General features: G+C 30.8%; 22 protein-coding genes, 1 tRNA gene and 2 pseudogenes. 12 read left to right on the top strand and 13 right to left on the bottom strand.

Annotated features, from left to right (window positions below):
- Nucleotide 1 precedes the first annotated feature (1 nt).
- From L8X30_RS06775 to tig, 5 genes are read right to left on the bottom strand one after another with little or no spacing between them, the layout of a single operon-like run.
- Nucleotides 2-1,510 carry a YifB family Mg chelatase-like AAA ATPase gene (locus L8X30_RS06775; RefSeq protein WP_263679577.1) on the bottom strand — a complete coding sequence of 503 codons (1,509 nt, stop codon included), beginning with the start codon at nucleotides 1,508-1,510 and terminating at the stop codon, nucleotides 2-4.
- Nucleotides 1,507-2,031, bottom strand: a complete 525-nt coding sequence (def, locus tag L8X30_RS06770; RefSeq protein WP_257904743.1) for a peptide deformylase — start codon at nucleotides 2,029-2,031, stop codon at nucleotides 1,507-1,509. The genes L8X30_RS06775 and def overlap by 4 nt, the downstream gene beginning before the upstream one ends.
- Nucleotides 2,028-3,068 carry a GGDEF domain-containing protein gene (locus L8X30_RS06765; protein ID WP_263664077.1) on the bottom strand — a complete coding sequence of 347 codons (1,041 nt, stop codon included), beginning with the start codon at nucleotides 3,066-3,068 and terminating at the stop codon, nucleotides 2,028-2,030. The genes def and L8X30_RS06765 overlap by 4 nt, the downstream gene beginning before the upstream one ends.
- A gap of 14 nt (nucleotides 3,069-3,082) precedes the next feature.
- Nucleotides 3,083-3,673: an ATP-dependent Clp endopeptidase proteolytic subunit ClpP gene (clpP, locus tag L8X30_RS06760; protein WP_087699173.1), complete on the bottom strand. Its 591-nt coding sequence runs from the start codon at nucleotides 3,671-3,673 to the stop codon at nucleotides 3,083-3,085.
- Nucleotides 3,673-4,992 carry a trigger factor gene (tig, locus tag L8X30_RS06755; protein WP_039619387.1) on the bottom strand — a complete coding sequence of 440 codons (1,320 nt, stop codon included), beginning with the start codon at nucleotides 4,990-4,992 and terminating at the stop codon, nucleotides 3,673-3,675. The genes clpP and tig overlap by 1 nt, the downstream gene beginning before the upstream one ends.
- A gap of 109 nt (nucleotides 4,993-5,101) precedes the next feature.
- Between tig and folE the strand changes: the two genes are divergently transcribed.
- From folE to L8X30_RS06705, 10 genes are all read left to right on the top strand, one after another.
- Nucleotides 5,102-5,674: a GTP cyclohydrolase I FolE gene (gene folE / locus L8X30_RS06750; protein ID WP_012662169.1), complete on the top strand. Its 573-nt coding sequence runs from the start codon at nucleotides 5,102-5,104 to the stop codon at nucleotides 5,672-5,674.
- Nucleotides 5,674-6,984 carry a flagellar protein export ATPase FliI gene (gene fliI / locus L8X30_RS06745; RefSeq protein ID WP_039668920.1) on the top strand — a complete coding sequence of 437 codons (1,311 nt, stop codon included), beginning with the start codon at nucleotides 5,674-5,676 and terminating at the stop codon, nucleotides 6,982-6,984. Before folE ends, fliI begins: the two co-directional genes overlap by 1 nt.
- 54 nt (nucleotides 6,985-7,038) lie before the next feature.
- The gene (locus L8X30_RS06740) at nucleotides 7,039-7,527 is read left to right on the top strand and encodes a hypothetical protein (protein WP_263664075.1); all 489 of its coding nucleotides are present in this window, start codon (nucleotides 7,039-7,041) and stop codon (nucleotides 7,525-7,527) included.
- Nucleotides 7,528-7,580: 53 nt separating this feature from the next.
- Nucleotides 7,581-7,760: a putative motility protein gene (locus L8X30_RS06735; RefSeq protein WP_039619394.1), complete on the top strand. Its 180-nt coding sequence runs from the start codon at nucleotides 7,581-7,583 to the stop codon at nucleotides 7,758-7,760.
- Nucleotides 7,761-7,838: 78 nt separating this feature from the next.
- Nucleotides 7,839-8,984, top strand: a complete 1,146-nt coding sequence (locus L8X30_RS06730) for a hypothetical protein (RefSeq protein WP_263679585.1) — start codon at nucleotides 7,839-7,841, stop codon at nucleotides 8,982-8,984.
- A gap of 122 nt (nucleotides 8,985-9,106) precedes the next feature.
- A complete protein-coding gene (locus L8X30_RS06725; RefSeq protein ID WP_263679576.1) occupies nucleotides 9,107-10,285 on the top strand; it encodes a NifS family cysteine desulfurase in 1,179 nt (392 codons plus the stop codon).
- A 10-nt stretch (nucleotides 10,286-10,295) separates the two neighbouring features.
- Nucleotides 10,296-11,267 carry an iron-sulfur cluster assembly scaffold protein gene (locus L8X30_RS06720; protein WP_087685319.1) on the top strand — a complete coding sequence of 324 codons (972 nt, stop codon included), beginning with the start codon at nucleotides 10,296-10,298 and terminating at the stop codon, nucleotides 11,265-11,267.
- 81 nt (nucleotides 11,268-11,348) lie between these two features.
- Nucleotides 11,349-12,509: a Na+/H+ antiporter NhaA gene (gene nhaA / locus L8X30_RS06715; protein WP_263679575.1), complete on the top strand. Its 1,161-nt coding sequence runs from the start codon at nucleotides 11,349-11,351 to the stop codon at nucleotides 12,507-12,509.
- Nucleotides 12,506-13,660 (top strand): Na+/H+ antiporter NhaA, encoded by a 1,155-nt coding sequence (nhaA, locus tag L8X30_RS06710; RefSeq protein ID WP_263679574.1) that lies wholly within the window; start codon nucleotides 12,506-12,508, stop codon nucleotides 13,658-13,660. The genes nhaA (L8X30_RS06715) and nhaA (L8X30_RS06710) overlap by 4 nt, the downstream gene beginning before the upstream one ends.
- Nucleotides 13,661-13,713: 53 nt before the next feature.
- Nucleotides 13,714-13,788 (top strand) — tRNA-Glu (locus L8X30_RS06705).
- Between the two features lie 195 nt (nucleotides 13,789-13,983).
- Here L8X30_RS06705 and L8X30_RS06700 read toward each other — a convergent pair.
- The 6 genes from L8X30_RS06700 to L8X30_RS06675 are packed head-to-tail and all read right to left on the bottom strand — an operon-like array spanning nucleotide 13,984 to nucleotide 18,889.
- Entirely contained in the window at nucleotides 13,984-14,610 is a 627-nt protein-coding gene (locus L8X30_RS06700) for a trimeric intracellular cation channel family protein (RefSeq protein WP_039629140.1), read from the bottom strand.
- 35 nt (nucleotides 14,611-14,645) lie between these two features.
- The gene (locus tag L8X30_RS06695; RefSeq protein ID WP_263679573.1) at nucleotides 14,646-15,689 is read right to left on the bottom strand and encodes a Cj0069 family protein; all 1,044 of its coding nucleotides are present in this window, start codon (nucleotides 15,687-15,689) and stop codon (nucleotides 14,646-14,648) included.
- 54 nt (nucleotides 15,690-15,743) lie between these two features.
- Complete coding sequence (gene aroC / locus L8X30_RS06690; protein WP_263664063.1) at nucleotides 15,744-16,832, bottom strand: chorismate synthase; 1,089 nt, start codon at nucleotides 16,830-16,832, stop codon at nucleotides 15,744-15,746.
- The gene (gene rnc / locus L8X30_RS06685) at nucleotides 16,829-17,497 is read right to left on the bottom strand and encodes a ribonuclease III (protein ID WP_263677482.1); all 669 of its coding nucleotides are present in this window, start codon (nucleotides 17,495-17,497) and stop codon (nucleotides 16,829-16,831) included. Before rnc ends, aroC begins: the two co-directional genes overlap by 4 nt.
- A complete protein-coding gene (gene rnhA / locus L8X30_RS06680) occupies nucleotides 17,490-17,930 on the bottom strand; it encodes a ribonuclease HI (protein WP_039668930.1) in 441 nt (146 codons plus the stop codon). The genes rnc and rnhA overlap by 8 nt, the downstream gene beginning before the upstream one ends.
- Nucleotides 17,927-18,889: a hypothetical protein gene (locus L8X30_RS06675; protein WP_263679572.1), complete on the bottom strand. Its 963-nt coding sequence runs from the start codon at nucleotides 18,887-18,889 to the stop codon at nucleotides 17,927-17,929. The genes rnhA and L8X30_RS06675 overlap by 4 nt, the downstream gene beginning before the upstream one ends.
- A gap of 74 nt (nucleotides 18,890-18,963) precedes the next feature.
- On the opposite strand from L8X30_RS06675, the gene dnaG reads away from it, so the two are divergent.
- Nucleotides 18,964-20,748 carry a DNA primase gene (gene dnaG, locus L8X30_RS06670; protein ID WP_263679571.1) on the top strand — a complete coding sequence of 595 codons (1,785 nt, stop codon included), beginning with the start codon at nucleotides 18,964-18,966 and terminating at the stop codon, nucleotides 20,746-20,748.
- Nucleotides 20,749-20,813: 65 nt separating this feature from the next.
- The gene (locus L8X30_RS06665) at nucleotides 20,814-21,797 is read left to right on the top strand and encodes an MnmA/TRMU family protein (protein ID WP_263679570.1); all 984 of its coding nucleotides are present in this window, start codon (nucleotides 20,814-20,816) and stop codon (nucleotides 21,795-21,797) included.
- A gap of 23 nt (nucleotides 21,798-21,820) precedes the next feature.
- Here the strand turns inward: L8X30_RS06665 and L8X30_RS07975 are convergent.
- Both L8X30_RS07975 and L8X30_RS07970 read right to left on the bottom strand, forming a co-directional pair.
- Nucleotides 21,821-22,201: pseudogene (locus tag L8X30_RS07975) on the bottom strand (methyl-accepting chemotaxis protein); the annotation flags it as partial.
- Between the two features lie 1,068 nt (nucleotides 22,202-23,269).
- Nucleotides 23,270-23,905 (bottom strand): annotated as a pseudogene (locus tag L8X30_RS07970) (PDC sensor domain-containing protein); the annotation flags it as partial.
- Between the last annotated feature and the right edge of the window lie 31 nt (nucleotides 23,906-23,936).

Genomic DNA, 23,936 nt, shown 5'->3' with positions numbered 1-23,936 from the left:
CCTATGTAGTTCTCATTCTAAAACTTAATGCTTTTAAAATATGAGTTTTTAAAATCAACTCGCTTTGCTCTAAATCTGCAATAGTTCTTGCTACTTTTATGGTTTTATTTACCCCTCTTTGAGAAAGATTATATGAATTTGTAGCCTTTTGTAAAATTTCATTCGCAGTAGAATCTAAAATACAAAATTGTTTCAGCTGTTCATCATTTAATTTAGCATTAAATTCTTCTTGTTTTCTTTGCTTTTGAAATAAAAATCCTTTAAAAACCATTTCACTCATTTGTTCAGAGCTTAAACTTGTTTTATCTTCATGTGAAATCTCATCCATAGCTACATAAAGATCAATCCTATCTAAAATAGGAGATGAAATTTTATTTTTATATTTTTTAATTTCTATCTCTTGGCAACGACATGCAAGACTTTTAGAAAATAAATTTCCACAAGGACAAGGATTTTGCGCACAAGCAAATAAAAATTTAGTTTCATAAATCACTTTGGTATTAACTCTTGAAATAAGAATTTTAAAATCCTCTAGCGGCTCTCTTAAACTTTCTATGATTTGTTTTGAAAAATGAGGAAACTCATCAAAAAACAAAACCCCTCCATTTGCAAGTGCTATTTCTCCTATCTTGGCATTTTTAGTTCCTCCACCAAAAATACTAGCCCTAGTGCTTGTATGATGAGAACTTCTAAAAACCCTACTAGCACTAAAATCATCATCTAAAGAGTTTAATGACTTATAGGCATTTTGGGCTAAAATTTCTTTCAAACTTTGTGGTGGCATGATGAAAGGAAGTCTTTTAGCACACATACTTTTACCACTACCTGGACTACCTTCAAATAAAATATTATGCATACCCAAAGCTGCTATTATACAAGCAAATTTAGCATTTTCTTGACCCTTAACTTCTTTAAAATCATAAGGATAAATAGAATTTTTTATATATTTTTGATTATTAATTTCTATGGCATTTTCAAACAAAGGATGAGCATTATTTATATGATAATTCTCATAATTTTTTTCTTTAAAAAAATCCATAGCTTGGGCTAAATTTTCCAAAGCATAGATTGTTAAGTTAGGTATCATCGAAGCTTTTTGTGCTATGGCTTTTGGTACCACTACTTTGGCATTTTGTACTTTTGCACTTAAAAAAAGCAAGATAGAAAATAAACTAGCAGTACTTTTAATACTACCGTCTAAACCAAGTTCTCCAAAAACAAAAAAGTCATCTAAATTTTCTTTTTGAAATAAAATCAAAATCGCAATAGCCAAATCAAAATGAGAGCCATTTTTAGGGATATCTGATGGACTAAGATTGATAGTGATTTTTTGTGCTGGGAAATTGAAATTTTGACTTAGTAAAGTTGCCTTAACTCTTTCTGTGCTTTCTTTGATAGTAGAATTTGCAAGGCCTACTATACTAAAACCTGGCAAACCTCTTGTGAAAGTTGATTCTACATCGATAATATCAAGCTCTGTAGAAAAACTTGCACATTTTAGTTTTTTCATTTGGTCTTTTTGGATTTTTTCTTAAAGTCTTTATCAAATTTTTGGCGTTTTAAAAAAGAAAGTTTTTCTATAAATAAATGCCCATCAAGATGATCAACTTCATGTTGAATAGCCACTGCTAAAAAATCATGTGCTTGCAAACTTTGTGGCTTGCCAAATCTATCTTGATAATCAAGTTGTATATTTTTATAGCGCATTACATCTTCATAAAAACCTGGTATGCTTAAACAACCCTCGTTACAAGAAATTTTTTCATCATCTAAAGGTGTTATAATAGGATTAATAATTTCTAAAAGAGTTTGTTTATCTTCTTTTTGCTCACCTTCTTCATCACCAATATCTACAAGCAAAGCTCTAATTGGCACATCAACTTGAATAGCAGCCAAGCCTACACCCTTATTAGCTATCATTGTTTCATACATATCATCTAGAAGTATATGTAAATCTTTATCAAAATTTTCTACTTTTTTTGACTCTAAAAATAATCTTGGATTAGGATAGGTAATTATCTTTCTTATCATTTTTCTTTTTCCACTATTATAAAGGGTTCTAAATTTTTTCCTGAATCTTTTAAAGCTTCAATACATTTTTCTATTAATTCTTCACCCTTGCTATCTTGATTAACAGCACTTATAGCCACTTCAACATCTACATCTATTTCTTTATCTGCTAGGAAAAAATTTGAATTTTCTAAAGATTCTAAAATTTTATTACATATTTCTTGTGCTTTTTCTAAATTTGTATGAGAAATCATCATAGCAAAAATATTGTTTCCACAATGGGCTACTATATCGCTTGAAGAGACATTTTTACTAAAAATTCTACACACACCTTTTAAAAAAGCATTTTTTTCTTTTTGAGTATAAGTTTGCTCAAGAATTTCTTCTTTTACTCTAAAAAATATTAAGGAAGTATGATAATTATATTTTGCATTACTTTCAATGCTTTTTTCTAAATTTTCTAAAAAATATTTTTTATTATAAACTCCAAATTTAGAGTCAAAATCACTTTGCTCTTCTATATGTTTATAAGTTTGTCTAACCTCATCAAAACTTTCTTTAATCTCATCTGAATATTTATCTAAAATACTAGAAAATCTTGAAAGATCTGCTTCAAGAGCGTGAATTACATTAGAAACAGCTAAATTTCCTGTACTAATAGCAAGTTCTGAATTACGTCTTCTTAACATATCTTTAACTGTTTCAAGATGTCTATAAATCATAGCAATGTATTGCAATAATGCCGAAGTAGAACTAAAACTTTTTTTGATTTCTTGTTCTATATTTGCACGTTTGATACCATCATCGTTTTGCTCAAATTCCATAATCTCGCTAACTTTTTTCTTAAAAGCTACCGGACGTTCTTCAAGCATTTTTTGAAAATAAACTCCATAATTAGTTGGTGTTGGAGGTACATTATCTTTTACAAGCTCAGTCAAAATAGACTTTGCAAATTTTTCAAATTCACCTCCACTAATTTTTTGAATTTTTGGAGCTTCTTTGGCTGGAGTTGGATCGCTACTTAAATTTAAATCAGCAAATAAATCATCATCTAACATTGCTATGCTTTTCCTTATTTAAAACTTTTTTCCAAAACCTTATCGATTAAGCCATATTCCTTAGCTTCTACAGCACTCATAAAAAAGTCTCTATCAGTGTCTTTTTCTATTTTAGAGAGTTTTTGTTTGGTGTTTTTAGCCAAAATATCATTTAAAATCGCTTTTAATCTTAGAATTTCTTTTGCTTGAATTTCTATATCAGTTGCTTGCCCTCTTGCACCACCTAGTGGTTGATGGATCATAATTCTTGAATTTGGCAGAGCAAATCTTTTCCCTGGAGCACCACAACTAAGCAAAAATGCACCCATTGAAGCAGCTTGACCAATACAAATAGTACTTACATCAGCTTTAATATAATTCATCGTATCATAAATACTAAATCCACTGGTTACAACCCCACCTGGTGAGTTAATATAAAGATAAATATCTTTTTGAGGATCTTCAGCCTCTAAAAACAAAAGCTGAGCTACAATAGAAGCAGCAAGATCATCATTGATCTCGCCACTTAGCATGATAATTCTATCTTTTAAAAGTCTTGAATAAATATCATAACTTCTTTCGCCTCTGCTTGTTTTTTCAACCACATAAGGTATGTATGAGCTCATTATTTTTCACTTTCTTTTTCAGTTTTCTTTTTGTCATTTTTTTTGAAAATATCAGCAAAAAGTTTTTCTTCGATTAAAGACATTTTAATAGCAGGCAATGCACCTTGTTTTTTGTAATTATCTAAATGTTCTTGCGGGTTAAAACCATATCTATAAGCTTCAAAATAAATCGCTTGGATTAATTCTTGATCGCTTACTGTAACATTTCTAAGTTTTGCTAGCTCGTCTATAATGAAAGTTAATTTTACGCTTTTTTGTGCATCTTCTTTAAAACTTTCTCTTTTTTCTTTATATTTAGCCTCATCTTTAAATTCTTTTAATTCTTCTTCGCTTAAAGTTCTCAAAGAGCTTCTAAATTGCATATCTGTTTCTTGCTCTACTATATTTCTTGGTAAAACAAAGTCAAACTTAGCTACCAAAGCTTCTGCAAATTGATTTTTAAGCTCATCGTTGATAAGTTTAAAGATTTTTTCATTTTTTAGTTGTTCTTTTAATTTTGCATCTAATTTTTCAACACTTGGTTCTTTTTCTTCAGGTAACAAGCTTTTTAAAAGCTCTTCATTTAACTCAGGTAATTTAAGTTCTTGAATTTCGTGAATTTTTACTTTAAATACCGCATCTTTTCCTGCTAAATGCGCTGCGCCATATTCTTTTGGAAAAGTTACATTAATATCTTTTTCCTCACCTGCTTTTAAACCAATCATACCTTCTTCAAATCCTGGTATGAATTGTTTTGAACCAATTTCTAAAACATAATTTTGAGCTTTTCCGCCATCAAATGCTTTACCATCAACAAAACCTTCAAAATCAAATTTAGCAAAATCACCTTCTTTTAAAGCTCTTGCTTCTTTAATCGCTTCAGGAGTAGCAAATCTTTTTAATAATTCTTCTTTTTTTGCATCAATTTCTTTTTGAGTTACTTTTGGTGTATTATAAGTTGGAATTAGTTCTTCATATCCATCTAATTTTACTTCTGGTCTAAAAGATAATACCATTTGAGCCTCAATAGCGCCATCTTTTCTATCAAATTTTTCAAAATATGGCTCACCTACTAAATCTTTAGCCTCTTTTTTAACTTCTTTTAAAGCACCATCTACAGCATTTCTTAAAAGATCTTGCTCCGCATCTCTTGTAAGCTCTTTTTCATATCTTTTAAGTATAGCAGCAACAGGAACTTTTCCTGCTCTAAAACCATCCATTTTCATAGTTTTAGATGCTTTTTTAGCTAATTTTTCAACTTCTGCTTTAATAGCTCCTTGAGCAATTTTCACAGTAGCATTTGCATTTGCAAAATCAATTAGTTTTGCTGTAACTTCCATAATATTTTCCCTTTTTAAATAAAATTTTTTGATAATATACCAAAATTTTCCTTATCACTTTATATAAAAATAAAAATATGTTAAAATTTTAATTTTTGATGGAGAAAAAATGCAAGAAAAATTTGAACAATCAGTAAAAAATATGTTAGAAATTATCGGAGAAAATCCACAAAGAGAAGGGCTTTTAAAAACTCCTACTAGAGTTTTTAAAGCTTTTGAATTTTTAAATAGCGGTTATAAACAAGATCCAAAACAAATACTAAATGATGCCTTATTTGAAAGTTCAAACAATGAAATGGTTTTAGTAAGAGATATAGAATTTTATAGTCTTTGCGAACATCATCTTTTGCCTTTTTTTGGGCGCGTGCATGTTGCGTATATACCAGATAAAAAAGTCGTAGGACTTAGTAAAATTCCACGCCTTGTAGAAGTTTTTGCAAGACGCTTACAAATTCAAGAGCAACTCACAGAGCAAATCGCAGAAGCACTAATGGAACATGTAGGTGCAAAAGGTGTTGGGGTGGTTATTGAAGCAAGACATATGTGTGTTGAAATGCGTGGGGTGCAAAAGGCAAATTCTACTACTAGTACTTCAGCATTAAGAGGTAGCTTTTTAAAAAGTGAAAAAACAAGAAAAGAATTTTTTACCTTAATTAACTCAGCAAAACAGGTTAGATTTTAATGGGTTTAGAAAAACTTCGTAGCAAAATTGCTTCACAAAATCTTGCTAGTGTTTTTGGACAAATTACTAAAATTTCAAGTACTAGTATAGAAATAAATGGCTTAAAAACTAGCATAGGTGATATTATTAAAATAGTTTCTAGTGAAGATGAGAGTAAAGAAGCTATGGCTATGGTAGTAGAAGTAGATGAGAATTTAAGTTATTTAAGTCCTTTTGGTTTTGTGGAAGGTTTTAAAATAGGCGATCGTGCTTTTATTAATGATGCGGGTATGCAAATAGGAGTTAGTGATGAACTTTTAGGAAGGGTGGTTGATCCTTTTATGCGACCAAAAGATGGTAAAGGACCTATTGAGGCAAGTAAATTTATGCCTATTATGCGTGCACCTATTGATGCAATGAAACGAGGTTTGATAGAGGAAGTCTTTCCAGTAGGAGTTAAAACAATAGATGCGCTTTTAACTTGTGGGGTAGGACAAAAGCTTGGGATTTTTGCAGGAAGTGGGGTTGGTAAATCAACCCTTATGGGCATGATAGTAAAAAATTCCAAAGCTCCCATTAAAGTCATAGCTTTAATCGGTGAGCGCGGTAGAGAAATTCCTGAATTTATACAAAAAAATCTTGGTGGTAAACTTGATGATACTGTCATCATCGTTGCAACAAGTGATGATAGTGCGCTGATGAGAAAATACGGAGCATTTTGCGCTATGAGTGTGGCTGAGTATTTTAAAGAACAAGGCAAAGATGTGTTATTTATCATGGATAGTGTAACGCGTTTTGCTATGGCTCAAAGAGAAATAGGTCTAGCTCTAGGTGAACCTCCTACAACAAAAGGTTATCCACCAAGTGTTTTAAGTCTTTTACCTCAGCTTATGGAACGCGCAGGAAAAGAAGAAGGCAAAGGAACCATAACAGCTTTTTTTACCGTGTTAGTTGATGGAGATGATATGAGTGATCCAATAGCTGATCAAAGTAGATCCATCCTAGATGGGCATATAGTGCTTAGTCGCGAACTTACTGACTTTGGAATTTATCCACCTATAAATATACAAAATTCAGCCTCAAGGGTTATGGGTGATATTATTAGTGATGAACACAAACTAGCTGCTAGAAAATTTAAACGTTTAAATTCTTTGCTTAAAGAAAATGAGGTTTTACTTAGAATTGGTGCTTATCAAAAAGGCACTGATAAAGAACTTGATCAGGCTATCGCTAAAAAAGACTTTATGCAACAATTTCTTAGTCAAAATCCTGAAGAAAGTTTTGAATTTGAAGATACTATCAATATGCTAAAAATGATTGATACACAATAATTGGAATGATTTTTGCTTTTTTTATGATAAAAAGTCATGAAAAAAGGATGGATCATGTCAAATATAGCTTTTTTAGATCATCAACAAAGCTTGGGTTTAAAATACACCGATATTTGTCAAAATATCTTTGAAAGAGAAATTTTTACACATATGTTTTTAGAGTGTATAAGCTATCTTTTATTAGAAAATAAAGCTAAATTAAAATACTTAAAAATTATTAATTCAAAAGAAGAATTTATCGTTGAATTTAAAATCAACAATCAAAAAAAATCATTTATTATCAATGATAAAAAAATACTAAATGCAGAATTTAGTGCAAAAAGAATAACTCAAGATGAGTATGAAAGAGAAATCGCTAGAATTTATCAAATAGAAAGATATTTAAAAACACAAAGCAATCTTCAAAATTTTTCTAGCGAAATTAACACTACCATGAAAAATCTTTTTAAAGATATGGATGAGTTTAAAAACTATATCGATATGCTTGAAGCAAAAGAAAACACTCACAATCACTACTTATCAAAAATTTATAATATAGCTTAATATTAACCAAACTTTGCCGATAATACTACTAATCCAAACAAAAGGAGTATGTTATGGGCGAAGTTACTAACAACCAAGCAAGTTTAATGCTTAACATTGCAACTACTATGATGAAAAAAACCATAGAAGCCAATGAAAATGCAGTAATGCAAGTACTTGAAGGCGTAAATGCAAACCCTGCTCCAACTACTACTCCTAGCACTAGTTCAGGATTGCTTGACATTTACGCTTAATTTTTCTCTTCGATTCAAAAAATTTTGGCATAGCTTTTGCTTTTTTAAGGCTAAGCAATATTTTTGAAGAGAAGAGTTATGTTTGTAAATTCTAATGTCAATCCGTATCAGAATTTTGCAAATTATCCTTTTGCAAAGACTGGACACGCGGAAGAAAAAAAAGAAAATACCAATATTAAAAGTGATTTACTTGATATAAAAGGTTCTAATTTAGATTATGAAGTAAGCTATGCAAGCGAGTTTGGTTTTAGAATCAATGAGCAAGGTTTTTTTGAAAAAGATCTTAATAAAACGGCTGCTTTGCCTCTTGATTATGATATTAATATAAAAAGTATAAGAGAAATTTCAAAACAACTTATAAAGCTTGATGAAAATTTAAACTATAACAAAATAGACTTACCAAGACTTTTAAACACTTATCATAATACGCTAAAAACCATCAATCATGAATTTCAAAAAAATGATAATAATTTTTTAAGCAAAGCGCAAATTTCAGAATTAAATCAAGGTTATAGCTATACTTATGAAGGAAAAATTTTAAAAGTTTATGAAAATGCCAAAAGTTTACAAAATGCAAAAGAAGCAAATAAAAATCTAAATACCTTAATGCTTGATAACAAAATAGGAGACTTTGCATTCAATGCGAGCATTGAAAACACGGCTAGTAATCCTATCATAAGACCTTATCTAAACCGACAAGGCGAAGTTTCTAAAAGTGGATTATTGCTTAATTATATTTATCATGATTTAAAAGAACAAAATAATCAAAAGGCTAATTTCTTTTTAACTCCTATTGAGTTAGATATGTCTTCTAATGTAAATTTTCAAAAACTCATGAGAGGTCAAATGAGTATGCAAGATTATCTAAGTGAAAGCAATAAAGAAAAAATGAGTTTTGATTTATATTTATATATCAATGGAGTAGATAAAAACAACACCACAGAAGATAAACTTTCAGTTTTCTTTCAACAATACATTAACTATCAACACAGTATCAACATGCAAGAATTTGCTAATTCAAGTTCTATTTATAGTCTTTATAGTGAGCAAATTAGCAAAGATTTTGAAGCTTTAAAAAAAGAGTTTAATCAAAATGATTCTAATATAGATCTTGAAAAAATTAATACTCAAAAAGAACTTTTAGACACTCAATTTTTAGAAAATCGCAAAAGACAAGCAAGCATTAATAAAATTTTACACTCATATTTAAATGCAATGGCTTAACTTGTGCTAAAATAATAAAAAATTTTACACAAGTGAAATCCATTTAGTTTAATGTTAAATTTAACATTTTAGTGTATATTAACAAAAAAGATAAAAATTATCCTAATTAAAGGAGTGTAATTTTGAAAGTATATTTAGATAATAATGCAACAACACAACTTGCACCAGAAGCTTATGAGCTTATGAAACCTTTTTTAAAAGAACATTATGGTAATCCAAACAGCCTTCATCAATGGGGTAGTGCAACTCACCCTGCTTTAAAAGAAGCTATGGATAAACTTTATGCAGGACTTGGGGCAAGCGATTTAGATGACATCATTATCACTTCCTGTGCCACAGAGAGTATCAACTGGGTATTAAAAGGTGTGTATTTTGATAGAATTTTAAATAGCAATAGAAATGAAGTAATCATTTCTAGTGTAGAACATCCTGCAGTAGCAGCTAGTGCTATGTTTTTGAAATCTTTAGGAGTAAAAGTCATAGAACTTGGCGTTGATCATGAGGGTGTTTCTAGTGTAAAAGATCTAAAAGAAGCTATTTCAGATAAAACTGCCCTAGTAAGCATTATGTGGGCAAATAATGAAACTGGCATGATTTTTCCTATAGAAGAAATGGCTCAAATTGCTCATGAATATGGAGCATTATTTCATACTGATGCAACTCAAGCTGTTGGGAAAATCAAGGTTAATTTTGCAAAAGCTGGGGTTGATTTTGCTTCATTTTCTGCACATAAATTCCATGGTCCAAAAGGTGTAGGTGGACTTTATATTAAAAAAGATATAGAATTAACTCCGCTTTTACATGGTGGTGAGCATATGGGTGGTAGAAGAAGCGGAACTTTAAATGTACCATATATTATAGCAATGGCAGAAGCTTTAAGAATTGCAAATACTATGCTTGATTTTGAAAACTCACACATTAGAAGATTAAGAGATAAATTAGAAGATTTAATTTTAGCTATGCCTGATACAAGCGTAGTTGGAGATAGATTAAGAAGGGTTCCTAATACCATCTTAGCAAGTATTAAAGGCGTAGAAGGCGAGGCTATGCTTTGGGATTTAAACAAAAATGGTATAGCAGCAAGCACTGGTTCAGCCTGTGCTAGCGAAGCACTTGAGAGCAATCCTATCATGGAAGCAATTGGTGCTGAAAATGATTTAGCTCATACCGCTCTAAGACTTTCTTTATCAAGATTTAACACAGAAGATGAAATTGATTATGCAGCAGAGCAAATAAAAAAAGCAACGCAAAGACTTAGAGCAATCTCAAGTACTTATGCATATAAGCCTGAAAATATTTAAAGGATAAAAAATGGCAAAGAATAATTTAATTGGCGGATCAATTTGGGATGAGTATTCTCAAAAAGTACAAGATAGAATGAATAACCCTCAACATATGGGCGAATTTACACAAGAAGATGCACAAAAAGCAAATGCAAAACTTATTGTTGCAGATTTTGGAGCTGAAAGCTGTGGTGATGCGGTTAGGCTTTATTGGTTAGTAGATGAAAAAACTGATAAAATCATTGATGCTAAATTTAAAAGCTTTGGCTGTGGTACAGCAATAGCAAGTAGTGATACTATGGTTGATCTTTGTATAGGTAAAACCGTAGATGAGGCTGTAAAAATTACAAATTTAGATGTTGAATTTGCTATGAGAGATAACCCTGAAACTCCTGCAGTTCCACCGCAAAAAATGCACTGTTCGGTTATGGCTTATGATGTTATCAAACAAGCTGCAGCGCATTATAAAGGTGTTAATCCTGAAGACTTTGAAGATCAAATCATAGTTTGTGAGTGTGCTAGGGTAAGCCTTGGAACCATCAAAGAAGTAATCAAACTAAATGATTTACATACAGTAGAAGAAATCACGCAATTTACTAAAGCAGGTGCTTTTTGTAAATCTTGTGTTAAGCCTGGAGGACATGAGAAAAAAGATTATTATCTTGTAGATATTTTAGCTGAAACTAGGGCTGAAATGGAAAGAGAAAAGCTAAAAGATCAAAGCAAAACAGATATTGCTTTTGATGATATGACCATGGTTAAACAACTAAAAGCAGTAGAAGCTGTTTTAGATAGCGATGTGCGTCCTATGCTACATGGTGATGGTGGAGATTTAGAAGTAATTGATATCCAAAAAAGTGACAATAAAAATATAGATATATATATACGTTATCTTGGAGCATGTAGCGGCTGTTCAAGTGGGAGTGGTGCAACCTTATATGCTATAGAAAATATCTTACAAGAAGAACTTAGTCCAAATATACGCGTTATACCTGTTTAAGCAGTTTTTCTGCTTAAACTTTAAATTTCAAGCCTTTTTATGTTAAAATAACACGTTAATAAAAATTTAAAAAGGCTATTTATGCAAAGACTTCAAACCTTTGTTAAAAGTGAAACTTTTCCTGGTGTTTTACTAATATTTTTTACCGTACTTGCACTCATTTTACAAAATAGTTCTTTAACGGATCAATATACTAACTTTTTAAATATTCCTTTTGGCTTTCAAGCTGGAAGTTTAGAAATTTTCAAACCTTTACTTTTGTGGATTAATGATGGCCTTATTGCAATCTTTTTCTTTGCCATAGGACTTGAATTAAAATATGAAGTAACAAGAGGGCAACTCAATAGTATAAAGGCTATGTCTTTACCTGTATTTGCTGCACTTGGCGGTATGATAGTACCTGCTTTAATTTTTGCATTTTTTAATTATAAAGATCCTTTTGCTTTGCAAGGTTGGGCTATACCAACGGCTACTGATGTGGCTTTTGCGGTTGGTATTTTAATGCTTTTAGGCAAAAGAGTACCTACTTCTTTAAAATTATTCTTACTTTCTTTAGCTATTTTTGATGATTTAGGCGCGATTATTGTAATTGCTTTATTTTATACAAGCGAACTTTCAGTTTTTGCTATGATTGCTGCCTTGGTGTGTATTTTAGCACTTTATTTGCTAAATCACTTCCATGTTACCAAAAAATCTTTTTATATCATAATAGCTATAGTATTTTGGATAAGCATGTTAAAAAGTGGGGTGCATGCAACTTTGGCAGGTGTGATTACTGCTTTATTTATACCACTTCAAACAAAAAGTGGTGAGTCTTTTTTAAAAGAAATAGAACATGACTTAGCACCTTGGGTGAGTTATTTCATCTTGCCTATTTTTGCTTTTGCCAATGCGGGAGTTGATTTAAAAGATATGGATCCAAGTTTTATGTTTTCTTCGGTTAGCTTAGGTATTATTTTAGGATTATTTTTGGGAAAACAAATTGGAGTATTTTTATTTTCATATATTAGTATAAAACTAGGACTAGCAAAACTTCCACAAAATGTTAATTTCAAACAACTTTACGGGGTTTGTATACTCACAGGTATAGGTTTTACTATGAGCTTTTTTATAGATGGCCTAGCTTATCAAAATAGTGATATTTTTGCATATTCAGACAAACTTGCAATTTTAGTAGCTTCATTATTAAGCGCTATAGTTGGATATGTTTACTTAAAACTTATTTATAGTTTTAAAAAATGAAATTAAGAAGTTTCCAAAACTTTTTATCACTTGAAATTTTAGGAGGATTGTTGCTTTTATTAGCAACGATCTTTGCCTTGCTACTTAAAAATAGTCCTTATGGACAACACTATATGGATTTTTTAAGTGTAGAAATAGGTGTAAAAGTAGGTGCTTGGGAACTTTTTAAGCCTTCTTTATTGTGGATTAATGATGGTCTTATTGCAATCTTTTTCTTTGCCATAGGACTTGAATTAAAAAAAGAATTTGTTCAAGGAGAGTTTAAAACTCTTAGTAATATTACCCTACCCTTAATGGCTGCTATAGGCGGTATAGTTGTGCCTGCTTTGATATTTTGTGCTATCAATTTTAACGATGCTTATGTTTTAAAAGGTTGGGCTATACCAACGGCAACTGATACTGCATTTGCCCTAGTTATACTTACAATGCTAAAACAACGCATACCAAGTTCTTTAAAAATATTCTTAGTATCGTTAGCGATTTTTGATGATGTAGGGGCTATTTTAATCATTGCTATTTTTTATACAGGAGAGCTTTCAACTTTAGCCTTTTTTGTTGCCTTTTGCTGTATTGTGGGTTTGTTTTTACTTAATCGTTTGAGCAATGAAAGAAAATCATTTTATTATATACTTGGAGCATTGCTTTGGCTTAGTGTATTAAAAAGTGGAGTGCATGCAACTTTAGCAGGTATCATCACAGCTTTATTTATACCTGTATTTACAAAAAACAACCATGCTTTATTAGAGGAAATCGAGCATGGTTTAAAATTTTGGATAGCTTTTATAATACTACCACTTTTTGCTTTTGCCAATGCAGGGGTTGATCTTTCAAAAATTGAAGTACATATGCTATTTAGCGGTGTAAGTGTAGGGATTTTCTTAGGCTTGTTTGTTGGAAAACAACTAGGTGTATTTGGCTTTGCTTATATGGCAATTAAATTTAAACTTGTAAAACTGCCAAAAGATGCTAATTTTAAACAACTCTATGGAGTTTGCATACTCACAGGCATAGGTTTTACCATGAGCTTTTTTATAGACGCCCTTGCCTATGAAGTAAGTGATATATTTAATTTTGTGGATAATTTTGCTATTTTACTAGCTTCCTTAGCTTCAGGTGTATTTGGCTATTTTTATCTGCGCTTTGTAAAATAATTAAGTTTTTTTTAAATTAAATAAGATATAATTTCATTTCTTATTTAATATTTGGCCCATTCGTCTAGCGGTTAGGACATCGCCCTTTCACGGCGGTAACACGAGTTCGAGTCTCGTATGGGTCACCACTTTTTAAATTCTAATTACAAAAATATCAAAAATAGCAATTTTCCATAACTAAACTTAATTTATAACCAATACATCAAATAAATATTCTAAAAGTAAAAAATATAAATAAATTTACCTACTAACAAGCTTGTAAGATTTTATGAAAATACTATGGATAATAAGGCTTATCCTTTAAGAATTTATAAGATAGAATTTTAACTTTCTTTATTTTCTCCATCTTTAAAAGAAAATATAGGCAAACTTAAACCATAATATATAGCCAAAAGTCTTGCTATGGTTCCTACAATCAATGAAGCAAGAATTACCCATAACTCATCTACGCCCAAAATATACAATATATAATACAAAGCCCCTGTTAATATAGCAACACCCGCATAAATTTCTTTTTGAAATACAAGTGGTATCCTAGCACACAATATATCTCTTAATATCCCACCAAATACACCAGTAATTACAGCTGAACTCACAGCCACTATAAAACCATACCCCATTTGTATTGCAATTTGTGCACCTAAAACACTAAAAACAACCAAACCTATAGCATCTAAAATCAAAAAAAGTTTTTCAAGCCTTATAACATATTTGGCAATTTTTGTTGTAATCATAGCTGCAACACAAATTAAAATCACATACTCAGGAGTTTTAATCCAAGTTAGCGGATGATGATCAAGCAAAATATCTCTAATAGAACCTCCGCCAATAGCTGTTACCAAAGCTATAAATATCACTCCAAAAAGATCCATTTTATGTCTTCCCGCAGCAATAGCTCCTGTCATTGCATCAACAGTAATTCCGATAATATAAAGTATAGTTAAAAGCATAATGAGTTTTCAAAAAACCCTTGTTAAAACAAGGGTTAATTTTTACTTACGATATCAATGATATTTTGAGCTACTTTTTTAGCAATAGGCTCAACAAATTCAGCAGGAGAAGTAAATCCTACGCAAGAGCAATTAATCTCACCTAAAACATATTTATCTTTACCATTTTCATCTGTATCTAAGATAAAATCAGCAGTCCAAATCAAAGGAATATCATAATTTCCAAGTTTTGAACGAATTTCAGGTAAGGTTGCTAAAAACCAATCAACCAATCCTTGCCAATCTTTTGGCTCATCATATCTATATTTTGCACCTGAAAAAAGTGTTGCAGAGAATGCATCAGCACCTTCTGCAGGCTTTTTATGCACAACATAAATTGGAGTATGATAAAGCATTAAAATTCTAATTTCACCTTCTTTAATACGCGGTAAGAAAGTCATATCTACAAGCATACCATTATCACCTATAATGTATTGCTCACAAAAATCCATAAACTCACCAAGCTCTCTTTCTTCTGTGTGATTATCTTTTGCTTCTGTGCATTTGATTTTTGCATTTAATGGCACACTTGTCGTCCCCGCTGGTAGCTCATCTATCAATCTCACACGCCAAATTCCCTCACCCGTTGAACCACGATTTTGTTTTAAAACCCTCTCACCCTTTGCTAAAGTTTTTGGAAAACTTTCTTTAAAAGTTTTGATATCATAATACGCATAAGTATCTTCAGGTACTAAAGCCGTTTTATTAAGCTTGGTAAGCGCATCTTTAGCTCCATATCCTATCATCGCATCAGGATGAGGCATACCTATAACACCATTTGCACAAAGTTTTCTAAGCATATCAAAATACTCGTTTTCTTCTTTTAAATTTCCAGGGTTGATTCTAGAAACATAAGCATCGGCATTGTTTTTTACATATTCATAAATTTCATCTTTTTTTTCTACTTCAAAAAAGATAACCTCAGCATTCCAACCTTGTTCTTTTAAGGCATTTACCATAGGCATAGTATCTTTTCTATGGCCATCTTCACCTTTATCGCTACCACCTCTAACTTCAAAAAACACAATATTTTTTTTCATATTTCTCCCTTTTTAAAGATATTTTATCATCATATCTAAATAAGTATTAAATTTTTATTTGTTTTTTCCATAAACTCGTTGTAAATTTTGCAAATTTGAGCTTGCATTTAAAAGCAAAGCATCAGCCATGCAAATTGCTACCATAGCATTTACCACAACACTGCCTCTTATACCCACACAAGGATCATGTCTGCCTTTTAACTCATGTATAACATTTTCTCCTTGAGTATTTTGCGTTTGTTGGGGTAAAAATATAGAAGGAGTTGGCTTAAAATATGTTTTTATATCGATAAAGTCCCCATTAGAAATTCCGCCTAAGATCCCACCGCTATGATTGCTTAAAAACACCCCATCTTTTAGTTCATCATTATTTTGACTTCCATATATATAACTACTTTGAAAACCACTTCCTATTTCTATAGCCTTAACCGCATTTACTCCCATAATTGCATGAGCAAGTTTAGAATCAAGCTTATCATACAAAGGCTCGCCTAAGCCTTTGATAGGGTTTTTCACTCTAGTAAAAACTCTAGCACCTATGCTGTTTTTTGCCTTTTTAGCTTTTAAAATTTCATCTTTAAAACTTTGCTCTAAATTTTTATCTAAAGCATAAACTTCACTATTTTTAGCATAATCAAAATCAAACTCATCATTACTAAGTTTGCTATCAATATTTCCTATTCCAAAAACCCCGCTCATTATCTCTATATCAAATTCTTTTAAAAGCATTTGTGCCACAGCACCTGCTGCTGCTCTTGCTACACTTTCTCTAGCACTAGCTCTTCCACCGCCTCTATAATCTCTAATGCCATATTTATGATAATAAGTAAAATCAGCATGTGCAGGACGAAATACATCTTTTTCATAATCTTTTGAGCGTGTATTTTCATTATACACCAAAACACTTATAGGAGTTCCTGTTGTATAACCCTCAAAAACCCCACTTAAAACTTGAGCCTTATCTTCTTCTTTTCTAGGAGTGCTAAATTTATTTTGACCTGGCTTTCTTTTATCTAGCATTTCTTGTAAAAAATCAAAATCAAACTTCACCCCTGCTGGCATACCATCTATTATACAACCTATAGCTTGACCATGAGATTCGCCAAAGCTTGTAAATTTAAATCTTACTCCAAAGCTATTCATAGTTTTCCTAATTTCTCAAGTGCGATTTTAGCACATTGTTGTTGGGCTTCTTTTTTACTACCTGCTGTAGATCTTGCTACTTCTATGCCTTGAATTTTCACTGCGATTTCAAATTGCTTTTTATGATCAGGCCCAAAAGCCTTTACTACAATATACTCAGGTGTGCCTGCCATATTTGCCTGCGTAATTTCTTGAAGTCTTGTTTTATAGTCTTTAAACAAACTTTGTGTATCAATATGCGGATAAACTTCATTAAGCAAATTTAATGCTATATTTTTAGTTTTTTCAAAACCTATTTCTAAATACAAAGCCCCCATTAGTGCTTCAAAAGCATCAGAAAGTATAGAAGGTTTATTGCGTCCATCGTTATTTTCTTCTGCAATAGACATAAAAATACATACTCCAAGATCAAGTTTTTGCGCTAAAGTTGCAAAAGATTTTTCATTCACCAAAGCTGCTCTAAGTTTAGAAAGATTTCCTTCTGAGTCTTTTTGAAATTTAAAAAACAAAAACTCCCCTACTACTAAATCCATCACAGCATCGCCTAAAAACTCTAATCTTTCATTATTATAAGGCTTTTTATAGCTTTTATGCGTCAAAGCTTCGATGAGCAATTGCTCATTTTTAAAATGATAATTTAATCTTTCTTGGAGTTTTTTAAGCATTTATTGACCTTTCTTCTTGGAGCTTTAAGGCTGCATTTCTTGCTAGCTCATCACAACGCTCATTTAATTCATGGCCATTGTGCGCTTTGATCCAAAAAGCAGTTATTTTATGATCTTTAGCAACATTTAAATACTCCTTCCAAAGATCAATATTTTTTTTACCCTTAAAATCTTTTTTTACCCAACCTTCAAGCCATTCATTAATACTTTGTACCATTAAATTTGAATCTGTGTATAATTTTACCTCACATGGTTCTTTTAAAGCTTTTAAAGCCTCTATAATAGCCATTAATTCCATGCGGTTGTTTGTTGTATTCTCACACGCTCCACTTTGTTCTTTTTGATGATTTTTATAAGTTAAAACATAAGCCCACCCTCCAAAGCCAGGGTTGTTTAAGCAAGAACCATCAGTATAAATTTCAATATTTTTCAAGCTTTTACCTCATAATAAATCTCACATTTTCCAAATTCATAACAAAATGGACAATGATAAAAAAACAAAGGACTTTGATTTTTACAATTATTACATACATAAGTAAAGCTAAGATTTGCACTTAGCTCATTATCGTTTAAAATTTTTAAAATTTTTAGTTTATGATTTTTGATAGGAATAGCTTTGTTGCTTAAATTTTTTGCATAAAAAAACTCGTGGTATTTTTCATCTTCAAGATTAAGCGGACTTTTGCATTCATTAAGCAAATCAATGACATTTTCAAATTGAGGCATTTGAGTAAGTTTATCTTTATAATGCAAAAAGCAAAGTCTTAAAATATACTCATTATCCTTGCTCAAAGCTAAAATTTCTTTTAGTTTTTGTTCTTGCTCTTTAGAACTTACTTGAATTTTTAAAGCTTTTATCAAGGCTTTTTCTGCATATATATTTTCTCCTAGCTCAAACAAACACTCTAAAACATCTAAAACCTTGTCATAATCTTTGAGTTTTAAATAAACAATTTTTAAAAGTTTTAAGCTTTCTTTATTACGTGCTTTAATTTTTAAGGCATTTAACAAAGCTTCTACACTACGCTCTAAAAATCCTGCTTTTAGATAAACTTGTGCTAGTGAAAAAAAGATAAATTCTTTTTGGCTTGCTTCATTTGCTTTTTGCAAAGCTATGAGATAAATCCCCACAGCTTTTTCAAATTCACCACTTTTGGTAAAAATTTGAGCTAAGAAATTTAAATTTTCTATGCTTAAATTGGCATTTTTTAAAATTTGTTGGTGTGTGGAATTAATTTCAAATTTTTTTACAAAACGATCAAGTTTGCTTTTTTGGTCTTTACTTGCAACAATACGCCATATATAATGTGAGCTAGCTATAATAAAAACCAAAGCAGTTAAAACAATAAGACCAAATAAAGGATCGCGGTATTCTACAAAGAAAAAATCCATAACCTTACAACTTAATTTTCAAATTTATAACAATTATAGCTAAATGCTTATATAATTTTCTTTAAGGTTTAAAGATGATAGAACAAGCAAGTATAGAACAACTTTTACAAAAAACAGATATTGTTGATATCATAGCTCATTATGTTGAAGTAAAAAAACAAGGCTCAAGCTATGTTTGCGTTTGTCCTTTTCATGATGATAAAAATCCTAGTATGCATATTAATTCTATTAAAGGATTTTATCATTGTTTTGCATGCAAGGCTGGGGGTAATGTTTTTAAATTTGTAATGGATTATGAGAAATTAAACTTTGTTGAAGCGGTGGAAAAAGTTGCTTCATGGAGTAATTTTTCACTTACTTATACCTCGCAAAAACAAGATAATAAAAAATCCATCATTCATATCTTGCCTACTCTTAATGCTTTTTATAAACAAAACCTAGCTAAAAACAAAGAAGCTTTAGCTTATCTTTATAAAAGAGGCTTAAATGATGAGGATATCAGAACCTTTGAACTAGGCTTTGCGCCAAGTTCCAATGAAACACTAAGACTGCTACAAAATGAGCAAATCACTCAAGAAGAAGCTTTAGAGGTAGGTGCGATAAAACAAAATGAAAATGGCGCTTATGCAAGTTTTATCAACCGCATTACTTTTAGTATTTATGATCATAAAAATTTGCTTATAGGCTTTGGTGGTAGAACTTTAGATGAAACAAATATGGCAAAATATGTTAATTCTCCCCAAAGCAAACTTTTTGATAAATCACGCGTTTTTTATGCACTTAATTTAGCAAAAGATGCCATTTATAAACAAAAAGAAATGATAATTTGTGAGGGCTATATGGATGCTATAGCCTTTCATAAAGCAGGATTTAAAAATGCTGTAGCGGTTTTGGGAACAGCTTTGGGTGAAAATCACATACCTTTAATAAAAAGATTAGAAGCAAGGGTAATTTTATGTTTTGACAATGATAATGCAGGACTTAATGCAGCTGTGCGTTCGGCACATTTGCTAAGTTTAGCAAAAATTGATGGAAAAGTAGTCTTAATAGAAGGTGGAAAAGATCCGGCTGAACTTGTAGCAAGCCATCAAGAAAAATTACTTTTTAATATTTTAGAAAAAGGTATAGAACTTGGAGAATTTTATATAAGAAGCTTGATTGCAAGTTGTGATTTAAACTCAGCACTTAGCAAACAAAAGGCTTTAGAAGAGGTACAAAAATATACTTTTAACCTTGAACCTTTAATAGCAAATTCCTACACTACCTTGGTAGCAAATCTTTTGGGTGTAAATATTAATGATATTAAACTTTCTAAAAATACAAGAAAAATAAGCTTCATTAATCCTATAAAACAAAGTAAAATCAACAATATAAGCGAGTTAGAGCTTTTGAAATTTTTATATGAAAATAATGAAACCATAGGGCTTTTTAAGCTTTTAAGCACAAAAGAATATTTTTTACACCAAGATATTACTAAAGCTATTTTAGAGCAAAAAAACTTTGAAGATCCTAGCATAAGAGAGCTTTATGAATTTGAAAATATCAAAAACTTAAGCAATTTAGAAGAATTTTTATATGCTATTTGTAAGATCAACCTTGCATATTTTAATAAATTAAAAAGTTTAAATTTAAAACAAGCCTTTAAAAAACAAATTTATAATTTACTCAATCAAAATTTAGAAAAAATCAAAAAAAGCTATCAAAATGATGAAGTTTTTTTAAACCATTTGATAGAAGTTTTAAAAAGCGTGCATTTTTTAGATGATGAGGAAAGCTTGGAATTATTTTTAAATAGACTACAAAAAAATGTCAAAGATAAAAAAGCAATTCATTATAACTTTGAAGAAGAAGTTTTTTAAATAAAAACTTGCACAAAAATTAAAAAATATTCATTACAATATGCCAAAAATTTCGAAAGGAAAAAATGAAAGCATTAGCACTTTTTAGTGGTGGGCTTGATTCTATGCTTGCTATAAAACTCATAAGCTCTCAAGGTATAGAAGTAAAAGCTTTAAATATAAACATAGGCTTTGGTGGCACAAGTGATAAAAGCGAACTCATGGCAAAACGCGCTGCTATGGCAGGGGCTAGTTTTGAAATGATAGATGTAAGAAATGCTTATTTACAAGAAGTTTTATTTAGCCCTCAATATGGATATGGAAAGCATTTTAATCCTTGTATAGATTGTCATGCTTTTATGTTTAAAACTGCTCTTTCAATGTTAAAAGATGAAAATGCAAGTTTTATCATCACAGGAGAAGTAGTTGGTCAACGCCCAATGAGCCAAAGAAATGACGCTATGGCCAAGGTTAAAAAACTAGCACTTGATGAAGAAGATTTAATCTTGCGTCCAATGTGTGCTAAAAATTTACCTTTAACCAAACCTGAGCGTGAAGGTTGGATTGATAGAGAAAAGTTAGAAAACATAAGTGGAAGAAGTAGAAAAAGACAACTAGAACTAGCTACCAAATTTGGTTTTGAAGATTTTGAAAGTCCAGGCGGTGGATGTTTGCTTACACTTGAGAGCTTTTCTAATAAAATCAAAGATTTCATTAAATTTGATAAAAATATGCAAGTTAATGATGCTCAACTTTTAAAATACGGACGCCACTTAAGACTTCCAAATGGCTCTAAAATGATAGTAGGTAGAAATGAGCTAGAAAATCAATTTTTAAAAGAATTAAAAACTCAAAAATACGAAGAATTAAAACTTTTTGATTTAATAGGCGCTTATTCTTTGGTGGATGAAAATATCAATCCACAAGATCTTGAACTTGCTCTAAGCATAGCACTAACTTATGCTAAAACTCAAAATAATACAAAATACAAAATAGGCTTTAAAGATAAAATTTTCCAAAGTATGGCTTTTGAAGATAAAAATAAAATTCAAGAATATTTTATAAATTAAACTACCCTTTAAAGGGTAGTTTTTTAGAATTTCTTTCTTCTAACCTCTGCTACAATATCAGCTGACATAGAATCAACTTCATTTGCTACAGAATTAGTTGCATGAGCAATTTGTGAGTTTTCTTTAGTTAAACCATCTATTACTGAAACAGATTGATTAATTTGCGAAATTCCTAAAGCTTGCTCTTTAATACTCTCACCCATCTCATTAATAGATTGAACTAAGATATTAGTATTAGCTTCAATCTCACCTAAAGACTTTTGAGTTCTTTCAGCTAGATTTCTAACTTCATCAGCAACAACAGCAAAGCCACGTCCATGTTCACCAGCACGTGCAGCTTCAATAGCTGCATTTAATGCAAGTAGGTTAATTTGATCTGCAATATCTCTAATAACATCGGTTACATCTTTGATATCACTACTTTGTTTAATAACCTCTTCAGTTCTTGCTGCTACTGCATTCATAGAAGCACTCATTTCTTCAACTGCAGCTGCACTTTCTTGTAAAGAATCAGCTTGTTTTTGCGCACCATCATTAAGTTTTAAAACACTCTCTTTTAAAGCATCAGCCTTAGTTTGAAGCATTTCACCTTGTTTTAATGAAGCTTGAAGCATTTTTCTAATCTCTGCACCTACCGCATTAAGTGATTTTTCTATCTCACCTTCTGCATTTTCAAGTTTATCTGAAAAATCAAGATTTTGAAAACTTGCAAATACTCTTTCTATTTCATTTAAATCTTTACCGATTTTTTCTTGCATATCATCAAGCATTTTGTTTAATACTTCTTTTAATTCTACAAGTTTTGGATTTACAGGATTTGCTTCTATCCTTTGAGTGAAATATCCTTTTTCTATTTCACAAGAAACTTCTAAGATGTTTTGCACAGTGATATCATCTTTTTCTAAACAAGTATGAATATACTGAACATTATCATTAATCACACCGGCCATTTTACCAATTTCATCATTATATCTAGGTTTCACAACCTCGACTGTTGAAATTTCATGATTTAAATATTTAAAGAATTTCATCATGTGTTCTTGTAATCTTGCAATTCTATTTGTTATTATAGTTTTCATGCTAATTCCAAGAACTAATATTATAATAACTATAGCAACTAAACCACTTATTAGTATAACATTTCTTAATTCAGCAATAGGTGCATCAATAACCTTTTTCGGTGCAACAGCAAGCATAGACCATAAAATTCCTGTATTAGGCCATACTTCAAAAACTCTTATTGCTCCATGATATTTCGAACCATCATCTGCAACATAATCAATACTTGTAACTTGTGCTTTTTGAATTACCTCAATAACATTACTTGCATTTTTATTAACATCGGTTATGTTTTTTGTAACAAAATCTGCATTTGGATGTGTAGCTATAACACCACCATTAGATAATAATATTCTCCTATCGCCTTCATATACAGATCTAGAAGGATCATTAAAATCATTAGCTAATACTTTCATATCAAATATCATACCAAGCACACCCAAAACTTTTCCGTGTTTGTCTACAAGTGGTGTGGCTATATTTGAACCAAATATTTTTTCGCCATTAATATTAAACCATCTTGGTTCTCCAAAATATAATTTATCGCCACCCATAATATGCTTAATACCCCTTAAAGACGATAAATCTTCACTTGCTTGTACAGTTTTCATACCACCAGGGTTCAATACATCTGAGTCTTTCATTAACACCATAAATTCATTCTTACTTGTGAAGTATTTATTATCTAAACCCATATTTTTATAAGTTGACCCATCTTTTAAATAATAATACCCATAAGCAATAGTAGAGCTAGCATCTATAGTCTCACCAAGAATATTTTCTATTCTTTTTTCTGATATAGGACCCTCTTCGAGCAAGGTGTTGAAGATTTTTTGTGTTCCAATAGCAGAAATAAAAAATGATTTTATAGCAGCTTCAGCAGAATTTGTATAGCGAAAAACTGAAGTAACAAGCGTTTTGTCAATCTGCTGAGTTAAAGTGTTTGTAGATTTTTGTATAATCAACAAAGACAAACTAGCCAAAATTAAAACAACAGTTGACACTACAATAGCGATAACTTTTGTACTAAGTTTTAATTGCTTCCACATTAAGTACTCCTTAAACAAAGTAAAATATTTT

The sequence above is a fragment of the Campylobacter sp. CNRCH_2015_0338h genome (genome assembly GCF_025772785.1).
GTDB lineage: Bacteria > Campylobacterota > Campylobacteria > Campylobacterales > Campylobacteraceae > Campylobacter_D.
Note: the sequence above shows the minus strand (reverse complement) of the source record. Positions and strands in the feature narration are given on the sequence as shown.